This window comes from Neglectibacter caecimuris (assembly GCF_034335015.1).
Lineage (GTDB): Bacteria > Bacillota > Clostridia > Oscillospirales > Acutalibacteraceae > Acutalibacter > Acutalibacter caecimuris_A.
In genome coordinates, this window is record NZ_JAWXXK010000001.1 from 184,576 (window position 1) to 197,810 (window position 13,235).

Consider the following 13,235-nt stretch of genomic DNA (forward strand, 5'->3'; position numbering starts at 1 on the left):
GCTTCCGTTGTAAGCCCTAAATTGTGCGGGACTGTCAAGGGCATGCAAAAAGGACGGCCCCGCCAAACGCGGCCCGTCCTTTTTTAAGGCAACTATCTGCCCTTATTCTTTCGCGGAAAATTCCTTGGAATAAAGCTCTGTGCCGTCCTCTGCCACACAGGTGACCACCACAACGGGATTTTCAGCTTCCACGGCCTCCTTTAAGGAAGCCGCTGTTAGTTCAAAGCTCTTTTCCATGCTTACCATGGCAGTTTCCAGCTCAGCGGAAACTGTTTTCACGTCCCGGTCTCCCAGTTCATAGAGAAAGGTGAAGACCATCTTGTTTTCCTCTCCGGCCACATTCACTTCCAGGCCGTTTCCGCCGCCAAGCTGCTCCTTCATGGTTTTCAGCTGGCTCTGCATCAGATCGGAATCGACAAAATCCTTTACTGTGGCATATTTGCCGGTTTCTGTACGGCCGCCGGCGGCAGAGACCGCAGAAGAGATCTCCCCGCTGCTGGTATTCCCGGTGGCAGCGCCGGAACTTCCGGTAGAAGAAGCGAGAGAGGAACCGGAGGATTTCCCAGAGCTGCAGGCGGCTAGAGATAACAGGCACGCTACAAGCAGTGCGCAGGCAAACACACCAATGAGATTCTTTTTCACAGCATTCAACCTTTCTCTATCCAAAGAATTTTTCCGAACTGTTCCTTTGTCCGAAGAAAGACAAAAGGAGACCCCTTTGAAAGCGGCCCCCTCCGGAAGATTTTTCTGTTTTGCTTACTTCGCGGCAAACTCCTTGGAGCACAGCTCTGTGCCGTCGTCCGCCAGATAAATAACTACAACCACAGGATTTTCTACCTTAACAGCGTCCTTCAGGGAGCCCGCGACGGTCTCAAAGGTGCCGGAAGCGGAATCCAGAGCGCCCTCCAGCGCGGCGCCCATAGCCTCGGCGTCCTGCCCATTCAGCGGGACGGTAAAGGTGTAGATCAGCTTATTGCCTTCTCCGGTAACCTCCAGAGAATCCGCCTGGTCACCGAGCTCGGCCTTCATTTCGTCCAGCTGCTTCTGCATGGTGTCGGACTTTACAAAATCCTCCACTGTAGCAAACTTTCCGCCGCAGGCAGCCAGAGACAGCAAACAGGCGGCCAGCAGCACAAGTGCCAAAGCGCGAATTACGGTTTTCTTCATTTTCCTCAGTACCTTTCTTCCAAAAATTTCAATTTCGGGGAACACCTAAAATCTACTGTAGAGTATACTCCAACTCTTTGTAAAAGTCAAGGTGAAAATCACCGTTTGTATACTTTTCATAAAACCTTGATTATTTCACAATACCAAAGGGAAAAAGCGCTTGACAAGCAGCTCGCTTCCTGCAATACTTTTATTAGCAAAAAACGGTAAGAGCCGTAGGAAAGGAACATGGGATATGCAAACAGTCACCTTGGGAAGAACCGGGATCACAGTCAGTAAAAATGCTTTCGGATGCCTGCCCATTCAGCGGGTCAGCCCGGAATACGCCGGCAAGCTTCTGCGCAAGGCCTTTGACGCCGGAGTGACCTTCTTTGACACCGCCAGAGCTTACAGCGACAGCGAGGAAAAAATCGGGATGGCCCTTTCCGATGTGCGAAATCAAATTTTTCTTGCCACAAAAACCATGTCCACCACCGTGGAGGGCTTTTGGGAACAGCTGCATACCAGCCTGCGGCTTCTGAAAACCGACTATCTTGATCTCTACCAGTTTCATAACCCCTCCTTCTGCCCGAAGCCGGAAGACGGCACCGGTCTGTACGAAGCCATGCAGGAAGCGAAGACCCAGGGGAAGATCCGCTTTATCGGCCTGACCAATCACCGGCTGCACGTAGCGGAGGAGGCTGTGCGCTCCGGCCTGTACGATACCCTGCAATTTCCCTTCTGCTACCTTGCCTCAGACAAGGATATCGCCCTGGTGGAGCTTTGCCGGGAAAACAATGTGGGCTTCATTTCCATGAAGGGCCTTTCCGGCGGGCTGCTCACCAATTCCGCCGCAGCCTATGCCTGGCAGGCCAGCTTTGAAAACGCCCTGCCCATCTGGGGCGTACAAAAGGAAGAGGAGCTGGACGAGTTTTTAAGCTATATGGAAACGCCCCCCTCCATGGACGACCTGGAGATCCGGGCGGTGATCGAAAAGGACAGGAAAGAACTGATCGGCAATTTCTGCCGTTCCTGCGGCTACTGCATGCCCTGCCCGGCGGGGATCGTGATCAATCAGTGCGCCCGCATGAGTCAGCTGATCCGCCGCAGCCCTTCTCAAAACTGGCTGACCCCCGAAAGCCAGGCCATGATGGAAAAAATAGAGGATTGCCTCCACTGCGGCCAGTGCAAAAAGAAATGTCCCTACGGCCTGGACACCCCCACTCTGCTTCAGCAAAATTTGGAGGATTACAGAAACATTCTTTCCGGAAAAGTGACCGTGTGATTTTCATACCACACAGCTTGCTTCGGTGATAATCGCCGAAGCGAGGAATCCCCAAGAAGCCGCCGCAAAACGCTTCGTTTTGCGGCGGCTCCTTTTTAGATGTCAGACAAATGAGCAATTAGGGATAGAGCGCTAAGCTCTTAGGCTCCACTTGCTTGCAAGGGGAGCTGTCACGGCTTTGCCGTGACTGAGGGGATTCTAACTAGCGATTCTATGCTACTTCCTGCGTGTGACTATCCCTTCCACCGCCTATCGGCGGTCCCCCTCCCCTTGCTTCGCAAGGGGAGGCAACAAGCCGTTAAATTTCCATTTATCCGCCCTTGCCCTTAAATTGCTCATTCCTAATTCCTCATTGCCTTCGCGCTTCACTCTCCCGTAAGCAGCTCTTTGGGGGCGATTTTTCTGATCTTCAGGGACAGCAGGCAGACCGTTAAAAACGCGAACAGGATCAGCCCGGCTCCCGCTGCCGCAATAAACGGGACAGAAAGTGTGAAGGTGCATTTTACAATGCCAATGCCGCTCAAAAACAACGCGGTCAGCGGATTGATGATCAGGCTGCTCACAAGGAGCCCCAGCACCGTAGACAAGATCATGGTGGGCAGAAACGACAGGGCGGTTTGCAGAACAAGTTGCCCTGTGGTAAAGCCCAGCGCTTTCAGAACGCCGTAATCGCGCTGCTTGTTATTGAGCAGAACGCGCACAAGCAGGTACAGGACAAAAGCGATGATGACGGCGGAAAGCACCAGGATCGCCGCTACAATGACCGTCATCAGGGAAACATAAACCACTGCCGCGCCTTCTATGGTGGTCAAAATATTGATGGTGGTATTGATCTTACCGCCGAGTTTTTCCTTCATTTCCAGGTGAAAATCATCGATATCGGTTTCTTCAGTGAGGTTGATGTAATAGTTGGCGTCGGGAAGCTCTCCCAGCCGCTCATATCCCGCCCTTGTAAAAAGACAGTCTCTGCCCAGATTGTTGCTGATCTGTGTAAAACCGCAGATCAGATATTTTTCCCGCTTCCCGTTGGCAGTGATCTCCATTTCATCGCCGAGCCGAAGGCCGTTTTCGTTTGCGTATTTGGCGGCCAGCGCCATTTCATTGTCGTATTTCGGGAACCTGCCCTCGAATACTGTGTTCTGGTTGTTTACCTCCGAAAAATCCTCGCAAAGCGTTGCCATCAGCTCGGCGCCGCCTGCATGGGACACATTCACGGAATGGTACAGATAAAGCTTCTCCACCCTGCTGTCTGCCCGCATGGCGGCGAGAAACTCCGCTTCCGCATCGGCCTGTACGCTGATACAGCTGTCCGCAGTTTCTCCCACAATAAGATTTAGAAACGGCTCAATGTCCGCGATCACATTTTCAGTCATCAAGCCGGAGAATACCACAACAAGAGAAAGCACCAGCATGGTAATACAGACCGTGACGTTATGCTTGATTCCCGAAAAGGTGGTTTTCAGCGCCAAAGCAAGGCTTAAGGGCGCTTTCGTTTTTTCCAGCGGAACGAAATTGCGCTTAAAGCTGTGGGTTTGAATGCCGGAGCGCAGGGCCGTGAGGGGCTCTATTTTTTTGATTCTGCGGGACGCCAGCCACACGGCAAGGGCAACCGTGCCCAGCAGCACCGCAAGGGAAAGGACCAGCGGCGCCGGTAAAAAGCGCATGACATAGGGAATGCCTGTCTGTGAGATCATCATGGCGTTGACCCCGGGAAACAGCAGGTAGGAAAGCCCCGTGCCGATTGCCGCGGCCAGAAGGGTCAGGCTTAAAAACTGCGCCAGCAGGGAGCGGATCAGCTGGCCCGAGGTATAGCCCGCGGCCTTCAGCACGCCGAGGTTTTTCATGTTCACCTGAATATAGTTTACGATATTGGAGGCGATCACCACAAGGGCGATGAGAAGCACGAAAAACGCCATGGCGCTCATGATGCCCGAGCAGATCATCTGTGAAATATACCGGGATTGCGAAACGATATCATAGCAGTTGCTCACCATGGTGATATTGGGGTATCGCTCTGAAACCGCGCTTTTCAGCCACGCCTCGTAGCTCAGATTTTCCGACCGGTCCTTCAGCCGCACAGAGCAAAGCGCCGCCCTGGGAGCGCACCCGCTGTTCGCAAGCTCCTCGTACCGGTCGGCCGTAAGCACAAGCTCTGTCAAAGCGCAATTATGGGAGCCCAGCATCACGCTGTTGAAAAAGCCGCAAACCGTGTAGGTTTTTTTCTGATTGCCGATGGAGATCTCAATGGGCTTTCCCACATCGATCTCTTCTGTTCGATAGAGCATCGGCAGGTAAACGCCGCTTGTAAAACCGCCCTCCTCCACAATCTCGAGCCGGCCGATGGAGCGCGTCAGGGCCGCCTGCTTTTCCAAAAAGACAAACCAGCTGTTCCTCTCTCCGCCGTTGTAGGAAAAGGTTCCCACCATGTGCATACAGGGGTCCAGCCGGTATTCCGCGGTGCGTCCGTCTTCCTCCAGGGTCTTGGATAAAAACTCCTGGAAGCCATCATCGGCAAGGTCTACAGACAGGGTAACATGCTCGGCGTTCAATTCTTTATGGTATCTGTCAAAATTGGCTTTGTAGTCCATAGAGAGCATCAGCCAAAGGTTCAGCATAAAGGCGGAAAGCAGGATCAGAACGATCATGGCGGCTGTCTGGCCCCTGGACTTCCGAAGGTTGGAGCGGATAATCAGTAGACTTTTTTTCATACTACCACCCCATATCCTTCAGAAACCCGGAAAGCTTTTCATGCCTTTGCGGGTCTCCGGGGGAATATCTGCCCAGCTGGCATTCCCCTAAAATCACGCCGTCCTTTAAGTACAGAATGCGGTTTCCCCGGCGGGCGGAACGCATATCGTGCGTTACCATTACAACGCTTTGGCCCTGCTCGTTGAACCCGGTAAGCGTATCCAGCACGTCCAGCCCCGTTTTGCTGTTCAGGGCGCCTGTGGGCTCATCGGCAAAAAGGATCTCCGGCGAATTGATCAGCCCGCGGACGATCCCCACCCGCTGGGCCTCGCCCCCCGAGATCTGGGTGGGAAATTTCTTCTGGGTCTCCTCGGAAATATCCACAGCGTGAAACAATTCCTTTGCCCGCGCCGTCAGCGCTTTTTTATCCTTGCTGACCAGAAGCCCCGCGGCAAGCACGTTATCCATAACGCTCATGGTGTTGATCAGATAGATCTGCTGAAACACGAATCCGCAATGCTCCCGCCGGAACACGGCCAGCCCGTCCTGAGAAAGCTGGGAAATGACCCTGTCTCCAAAGGTGATCTTCCCCAGCGTAGGCGTATCCATGCCCGACAAAGCGTATAACAGCGTGGATTTTCCCGCGCCGCTGGCCCCCATGATCACGGTAAAGTCGCCCTGATAAAGCTGCAGGTCGATGTTTTTCAAAACATGCTGCATGGCGCCGCCGTTTGAAAAGGATTTGCTCAGCTTTTCGGTCTTTAGTAAAACTTTCTTCATAGGTCGTGCCTCCTTTTTACACGCTCTATGATACGGTTTTCTTTCTTAACAGTCTTTAGGGAAAGCTTAATGATCCCTTAAATCGCGCTGCTGAGAGCTATCCGGACAGTGGCTCTCAGTCCGGCCTGCCCGTTTTCAAGCTCCAATTCTCCCCGCATCTTCTTCATGCAGGTATCGGCGATATACAGCCCCAGCCCGGCGCCTTCGATATTTTTCGCATTGCCGCCGCGCTTGAATTTCTCCTTCAAAAGAGGCAGCTCCGCTTCCTCCACACCGCCGCCGCGGTCTTCGATTCGAACTGCCAGGCAGCGGTCCTCCAGGCCCGCCGTTACCGTGATCTGCGTATCGGCGTATTTGTAGGAATTGGCAAAAAGATTGTCAAATACCTGCTGCAGCCGAAGCTTGTCCGCGAACAGCACGCAATCCGGGATCGGTGGTATGGCCCCGCGGTGCAGGTAATCGGCGTTTTCCAGCAGGGTCCGCAGCTCCTCGCTGCTCAGCTCCGCCGGGGTCACGGAAAGCTCCTGAAGCTCCTCCAGAGCCGCGGAAAACAGATTGGTGACAAGGGTGTTGATCTGGTCCGCTTTTTGAACGATCTGCCGGTAATTTGCCTTGATTTTTTTCTGAGAGGCCAGGGCTGCGCCCACCTCGGAGGCCGCTTTAATGCTGGCCACAGGCGTTTTGATATCGTGGGAAAGCTTTGCCACCAGTTCCCTTTTGCTTTCCTGCGCCTTCGCTTCGGCAAGCTTCGCCTTCTTCAGCTCGGAACGCATCAGATCAAAGCTTTCGGTAAAAGCCCCGAATAAATTTTGCCGGTCCATTTGAAGGGGGATCTCCAAATTTCCCTGGGCAACGCGCTGGGCAAAGTCCTTCAGCTGAGAAAAGGGCCGGATCACCCTGCGGTGGAGATAGAAAAAATAGAGGGCGCAAAGGGCGCACTGCCCAAGCGATACCGCAATTACGGCAAAAATGACAGTTTGCTTTTCCACCTGCAGGCTCTGCGCGTCGCGATTATAGACAAAAAGCTTTCCCACAGCCTTGCCTTCCACCTCCACCGGAAGAATGGTGTCCTTATGGCTGATGGCCGCGTTCACGCTTTCGCTGAGGCCCTGCTTTGTGCGATACAAAACAGTCCCGTCTGAATCAACCGCCACATAGTCCAGAGCTGTGGAATTTTTGTGATTTTCCAGAGAACCCCAGTCTCTCTGCACGGTTTTTACCGCTTCATTCACCTCCACGGCGTCCTGGGGCTTTTCCGCCCTCGGAAGCGCAAACAGAAACAGGAGCACAAGCTCCATCAGGAATAAAACCAGAAGGCCGCCGAAAAAAACACGGTTTTTCATGGGCGCCTCCCGACAAATTTGTAGCCGTCTCCCCACACGGTGAGGATATATTCCGGGCTTCCCGGATTTTCCTCGATTGCCTCCCGTATTTTGCGGATATGTACATTCAGCGTTCCGTCTCCCGTGAATTTATCCTTCCACACCTTTTCAAAAAGCTCCTGCTTGGAAAGCACTCGCCCCTCGTTTTGGATCAGATAGGCCAGAAGCTTGAATTCCAGCGCGGTCAGCCTTACGGGCTTCCCCCGAACAAACACCTGCTTTGCCTGAAGATCCACGGTCAGACGGCTATCTTCGTATTTTTCAGGCTCCCGGATTTTGCAGCGCTTGAGCACCGCCTTGACCTTTGCCAGCAAGACGCTGAGAGAATACGGCTTTTGAATATAATCGTCGCCGCCGATGCTCAGGGCAGCGATCTGGTCGTCGTCGCTTGTCCGGGCGGATACAAAAAGGATAGGGATCTCCATGGTCTCCCGCAGCTCCTTGCAAAGGGCAAAGCCGCTGCCATCGCTGAGGTTGATATCCAACAGCAGCAGCTCCGCCGTATTTTCCCTGAAAAAAGCCCTGCACTCCGCAGCGCTGTAGGCAAGGGCAGTTTTCACGCCGAACAGGTTAAAATATTCCGCCGTACTGTCCGCCAGCAGCTTTTCATCGTCTATGATCAAGCAGTCGTATGTCATACTTCGGTATCCTTTCGCTTTTTTGAAGAGGCTCTGATCTGCTTTACTCTGTTTTTTCCAGCAGGTACAGCCCGGACTTTTTGCCGGAAACCAGAATATGATATTCCTTTTTCAGCACAAGCCCCGGGGCGGCCTTTTCCGCCTGCGAAAGCTCTTCTCCCCTGGCGGTGAGCAGTACCAGCTTCCCGCCGGGCCGCAAGAGGAACTCAAATTCCCGCAGCATGCGCCGGTAAAATTCCGCAAGCTCCATGCCCACCTCCTGAAAGATCCCCCAGGGCGGGTCGGTGATAACAGCGTCCACGCTTTCCGCGGGAAGGACTTCCCGCAGGGCCAGGGCGTCGTGAAGCTCCACAGCGATATCGGGTTTTTTCCGGGGCAGCTTTTCCCGGGTGCGGGCCAAAGGCTGTTCCGCGTTATCAAAGGCATACAGCCTTGCAAAGGGAAAGCGCCTGCTCCGCTGCAGGGGAATGGCCCCATAGCCGCAGAAAGGGTCCAGCACTACATCGGTATGCTTCGGGGAAGTGAGCCAGCACATCATATACGCCAGCTCCGGGTGGAGCTCGCCGGGGTCCAGCAGCTTATCATAGGCCGTATGCCGGGAAAGCCGCTTCAGAAAATAGCACAGCCCCTCGCTGCGGGAAAGCAGCCAGAATTCCGTATCCGGGCGGCTTCTGTTCACCCGAAGGCCGGAAAGGCGGGAAAGCCTTTGCTCCATTTTTCCCCGCAGGGCGGAATCTACCGAAACAAGCTGATTCTGCCGGGAGGTCACCAGCCGGAAGGTCTTTATCTTGGGAGAATTTTTCCCCGCCGCGCTCCAATCGATCCCGGCTGCCAGCAGCTCCCGCAAATAGCCGTTTAAGCTTTCCTCCGCCGGGGCTTCCTTTTTGTGGATCACCAGAAACAGGTTGTGAAAGCAAAACAGGTTCAGATCGCTGTAGGGTACGCCGGTCTCAAATTCCACCGCGCCGTCCAGCAAAGCGAGGATCTTCAGATCCTTCAGCCTTTGCCGAAGAAGTTCTTCCACGATCTCCCCGGTTCCGGAAATAAATGTGCCGAAAAAGCGATTCACAAGGCTCCCCCCCTTTTCATTTCATCATACCCCATCTCCCGAAAAAAGGCAAGCGAAGGCGGCGGCTGCGCTCATAGACGCCGCTGTGTGGGGATCTCTGCAAAAATGAGCAATTAGCAATGAGGAATGAGCAATTTAAGGGCATAGTTCGATAAATTGGAATTTGGCGCCGAGCCGGCGCAGGCACTCGTGAAGCTGCTTGGTACGGGAAACCGGTTTTTGACCCGACCATTAGCAGAGCGCTAAATTGGAATTTAGCGATTATGTACTTACTACCCTCCTGTCATTCTGAACCGCCGAAGGCGGTGAAGAATCTCGCTCTTTAGCCTTTTATTTAGAGTATTAAGGTCGAGATTCTTCGTCTCTTCGTTCCTCAGAATGACAGCGGGGAACTGTTCGATAAATGGGAATTTGGCGTGTTAGTCGTTAGTCGTAAGTAGTTAGTTGTTTGAAAGGGGAAAAGGCCTCTCCTTGTCATTACGGAACAGAAAGCAAGGAAACCTTGCTTTCTCGGTGAAGAATCTCGTTCTTTGTCCTTTTGTGGGCAATGAAAGGGCGAGATTCTTCGTCACTTCGTTCCTCAGAATGACAGTTGGGAACTGTGTGTAAAACTGTAATTTCCCGCTTTTCCCTTGCCCTTAAATTGCTCCTTGCTCCTTGCTAATTCCTCATTTTCTTTCCAGCCTCCGGAAAACTTGGGGGCTTGGCTTCTCTGTCGTTTTATGCTAAACTAGTGACAGATCCTGTCGGCTTTGCCGGAAGGAACCTGGAAAAAGGAAATGGGAGTCAAAATTATGTCGATTCGGGGAAATATGCTGATCGCGCAGTCCGGCGGACCTACCGCCGCTATCAACGCTTCTTTGGCGGGGGCCGTAAAGCAGGCCATGGAGTGCCCGGAGATTGAACAGATCTATGGGGCAAAAAACGGGGTAGAGGGTATTTTGCGGGAAAATATCATCGACCTGCGAACGCTGCTGCGCTCAGAAGAAGATTTCGCCCGCCTGAGGGCTACGCCCGCTATGGCTCTGGGCTCCTGCCGGAAACGCTTAGCCGAACAGCCCGATCGGGAATATGACGCCCTGCGGGAGATCCTTCTCCGCCGAAACATTCGCTACTTTTTTTACATTGGCGGCAACGATTCCATGGACGCCGTAAAAAAGCTTTCAGCGTATTTCAAGTCTCTGGGAGACGAGATTCGGGTAATAGGCATTCCCAAAACCATCGATAACGATATGGCCTGCACAGATCACACCCCCGGCTTCGGCTCGGCGGCCCGGTACATTGCCACCTCTATGGCGGAGATCGCCTGTGACAGCGCTATTTACACCCCCGATTCCATTACGCTGGTGGAGATCATGGGGCGAAACGCCGGCTGGCTCACCGCCGCCGCCGCTTTGGCCAGGCGGCCCGGCTGCACGGCTCCCCAGCTGATCTGCATGCCGGAAGTTCCCTTTGAGGAAGAAAAATTTCTGCGCCGGGTGCGGGAAGTACAGGCAAAGGAAAACCACGTGATCGTGGCCGTGTCCGAAGGGATCCGGTATGCGGACGGTACCTATGTGGCGGCTCAAAGCAAGCTGGACGCCTTCGGCCACCGGCAGCTTTCCGGCGCGGCCCATTCCCTGGGAAGACTGCTGCTGGAAAAAATCGGCTGCAAGGTGCGGCCCATCGAGCTGAACGTGCTGCAGCGGGCCGCCGCCCATCTCAGCTCGGAGACAGATCTTGACGAGGCCGGCCGCATCGGGGCGGAGGCGGTTTCCCTGGGCGTTGCCGGAAAAACCGGCGTGATGGCCACCTTTGAGCGGCTCTCCAATGAGCCCTATCTCCTTCGCTACGGCTATGTAGAGATCGGCAAGGTTGCTAATGTGGAAAAAACCGTGCCGGTGGACTGGATCGACCCTGAGCGCATGGATATCCGGCCCCAGCTGATCGAATATCTCTCCCCCCTGATCCAAAGCCCCAGCCGGAAAGAGCCGGGACTTCCCGCTTATTTTATGGTTTGAGAGGACTGACTGTTGGCGTAGAATGAGCAATGTGCAATGAGGAATGAGCAATTTAAGGGCATAGTTCGATAAATTGGAATTTAGTGCCCTTTGCCTTCCCTTATTTATAGAGGGGAAACAGACTGCTTCGCAGTCTGCGGGGACCGCCGAACGGTGAGCGCGTCCCGGTGGGGGGTCACCAGTGGAGAACTCAGCTGTCGCTTCAGACATTGCTGAACGTGCCCCACTGAGGCACAGCAACCGCTCTGATCCGTTCTCGTTTGTCAACTCGGTCGTTGCTGAGCCGGCAGGCGAGAACGGTGGAAGGGATAGTCACACGCAGAAAGTGGGATAAAACCGCCAGTTTTAATCCCCTCAGTCACGGCTTCGCCGTGACAGCTCCCCTTATAAATAAGTGGAGCCTAAGGGTGTTAAACAATAATTTAGCGATTATCCACTCACCTCCCTCCTGTCATTCTGAGCGAAGCGAAGAATCTCGTCCTTCGGGACTTTTTGAAGGGCTTTAAGGACGAGATTCTTCGTCGCTTCGTTCCTCAGAATGACAAAAGAGAGAACTTTCCCTTTTCTAACGACTAACTACTAACAGCTAACGACTAGTTCGCTAAACTATAATTTATTAGCGTTGGCCACAACGCTTGTGCCCTTGCCCTTCCTTGCTCATTACGAATTCCTCATTGCTCATTGAATATGCCCTTCCGTATAGCAGCCTCACCACCATCCAGTATCTATAAAAAAAGAGCGCGCCGCGGTTTCTCTTTCCGCGGCGCGCTCTTCTTGTTTTCAAAACTGAAAATACACAAAATCCTGAGGGTCGTACCCGTCGCCGTAGGAGCCGAAGATCAAAAGCGCGGCAAGGAGCATGAAATACACCGCATAGCGCAGGGCCACAGTGCGGTTAATTTTTTCCGGGAGCCCTTTTTGGTGGATCAGCCAGTCCACGATAAACAGCAGCAGGGTAAAGGCGCCCAGCATCACAAGGGCCGGGAAGGAAACGCCCAGCCCGCTGAGGCTGGCGTGAAGCCCAGTAACGGGAATACTGAACAGCGCCCGAAAGATCCACAGCGCTTCAGACAGAGAATTTGCCCGGAACAGCACCCAGGCAAGGCAGGTCAGGAAAAAGGTGAAAACCACCCGGAAGCCGTGAAGCAGGCGGCTGTCCTCCGGGATCCGCAGAAGGGAAAGCAGCCCTTCCCGCAGGGGCTGCAGCAGCTTGGAGACCACCTGATATAAGCCGTTTAAGAGGCCCCAGGCCACAAAGGTGAGGGCCGCGCCGTGCCACAGGCCGCTGACGGCAAAGACGATCATAATATTCAAAAGGTGCCTTCCCTTGGAGCAGCGGCTGCCTCCCAGGGGAAAATACAGGTAATCCTTAAACCAGGAGGAAAGGGAAATGTGCCACCGCCGCCAAAAGTCCTGAATGGAAACGGCCAGGTAGGGGCAGTTGAAGTTTTCCATCAAGGTGAAGCCCAGCATTTTCGCGGAGCCCCTGGCGATATCGGAATAGGCGGAAAAATCGCAGTAGATCTGTACGGCAAAGGCCACAGTGGCCAGGGCCAGCTCTGCCCCGGTATGACTTTTGGGGGCGTTATAAACCAGATTGACCAGCACGGCCAGATTATCTGCCAGCACCATCTTCTTTAAGAGCCCCCACAGCACGGGGAGAAGCCCGTCCCGCAGGTTTTCCAGCCGGAACCCGTGGCGCTCCTTCAGCTGGTGCAGCATATTTCCCGAGCGCTCAATGGGCCCCGCCACCAGCTGGGGGAAAAAGGACACGAACAGGGCATAATCGATAAAATTCCGCTCCGCGGCTGTCTCCTTCCGGTATACGTCCATGGTATAGCCCAGGGCCTGAAAAGTGTAAAAGGAGATGCCCACCGGCAGCAGCACATCCAAAAGCGGCGCTTCCAGCCCCAGGCCGAAGAAGGTAAAGGCCCGGGTCAAAAGACCGGAGGCGAAATTGAAGTATTTGAAGAAAAACAGGATCCCCAAATTGATGAGAAAGCTCAAAGAAAGCCAAAGCCGCCGCTTTCCCCAGGCCGAGCGCTCCACCAACAGGCCGCAGGCATAGGTGACCACTGTGGAAAGCAGCATCAGCAGCGCGTATTTCGGGTCCCAGCACATGTAAAAATAATAGCTGGAAAGCAGCAGCTGCAAATTGCGGAGCTTCTGGGGCAGCAGATAATAGACCAGCACATTGGCGGCCAAAAACAGCAGATACATGAGAGAATTAAAATTCATAAGCGTTCC

10 protein-coding genes are annotated in these 13,235 nt (G+C 53.8%); 2 read left to right on the top strand and 8 right to left on the bottom strand.

Features of this window, described 5'->3' with window-relative positions:
- Positions 1–102 precede the first annotated feature (102 nt).
- Both U8T64_RS00875 and U8T64_RS00880 read right to left on the bottom strand, forming a co-directional pair.
- A complete protein-coding gene (locus tag U8T64_RS00875; protein ID WP_322180026.1) occupies positions 103–642 on the bottom strand; it encodes a DUF4854 domain-containing protein in 540 nt (179 codons plus the stop codon).
- A 114-nt stretch (positions 643–756) separates the two neighbouring features.
- Complete coding sequence (locus U8T64_RS00880) at positions 757–1,167, bottom strand: DUF4854 domain-containing protein (protein WP_322180028.1); 411 nt, start codon at positions 1,165–1,167, stop codon at positions 757–759.
- A 235-nt stretch (positions 1,168–1,402) separates the two neighbouring features.
- Between U8T64_RS00880 and U8T64_RS00885 the strand changes: the two genes are divergently transcribed.
- Positions 1,403–2,431, top strand: a complete 1,029-nt coding sequence (locus tag U8T64_RS00885; RefSeq protein WP_322180031.1) for an aldo/keto reductase — start codon at positions 1,403–1,405, stop codon at positions 2,429–2,431.
- Between the two features lie 365 nt (positions 2,432–2,796).
- Here the strand turns inward: U8T64_RS00885 and U8T64_RS00890 are convergent, their stop codons facing one another.
- From U8T64_RS00890 to U8T64_RS00910, 5 genes are all read right to left on the bottom strand, one after another.
- Complete coding sequence (locus U8T64_RS00890; protein ID WP_322180033.1) at positions 2,797–5,139, bottom strand: ABC transporter permease; 2,343 nt, start codon at positions 5,137–5,139, stop codon at positions 2,797–2,799.
- Between the two features lies 1 nt (position 5,140).
- Entirely contained in the window at positions 5,141–5,899 is a 759-nt protein-coding gene (locus tag U8T64_RS00895; RefSeq protein WP_322180035.1) for an ABC transporter ATP-binding protein, read from the bottom strand.
- Positions 5,900–5,976: 77 nt separating this feature from the next.
- Positions 5,977–7,242, bottom strand: a complete 1,266-nt coding sequence (locus U8T64_RS00900; protein ID WP_322180037.1) for a HAMP domain-containing sensor histidine kinase — start codon at positions 7,240–7,242, stop codon at positions 5,977–5,979.
- Complete coding sequence (locus U8T64_RS00905) at positions 7,239–7,919, bottom strand: response regulator transcription factor (protein WP_322180039.1); 681 nt, start codon at positions 7,917–7,919, stop codon at positions 7,239–7,241. Before U8T64_RS00905 ends, U8T64_RS00900 begins: the two co-directional genes overlap by 4 nt.
- A 43-nt stretch (positions 7,920–7,962) precedes the next feature.
- Positions 7,963–8,988 carry a TRM11 family SAM-dependent methyltransferase gene (locus tag U8T64_RS00910; RefSeq protein ID WP_322180041.1) on the bottom strand — a complete coding sequence of 342 codons (1,026 nt, stop codon included), beginning with the start codon at positions 8,986–8,988 and terminating at the stop codon, positions 7,963–7,965.
- 779 nt (positions 8,989–9,767) lie between these two features.
- Here U8T64_RS00910 and U8T64_RS00915 point away from each other — a divergent pair.
- The gene (locus U8T64_RS00915) at positions 9,768–10,988 is read left to right on the top strand and encodes a 6-phosphofructokinase (RefSeq protein ID WP_322180043.1); all 1,221 of its coding nucleotides are present in this window, start codon (positions 9,768–9,770) and stop codon (positions 10,986–10,988) included.
- Between the two features lie 780 nt (positions 10,989–11,768).
- Here U8T64_RS00915 and U8T64_RS00920 read toward each other — a convergent pair.
- The gene (locus tag U8T64_RS00920; protein WP_322180045.1) at positions 11,769–13,226 is read right to left on the bottom strand and encodes an MBOAT family O-acyltransferase; all 1,458 of its coding nucleotides are present in this window, start codon (positions 13,224–13,226) and stop codon (positions 11,769–11,771) included.
- Positions 13,227–13,235: the final 9 nt, after the last annotated feature.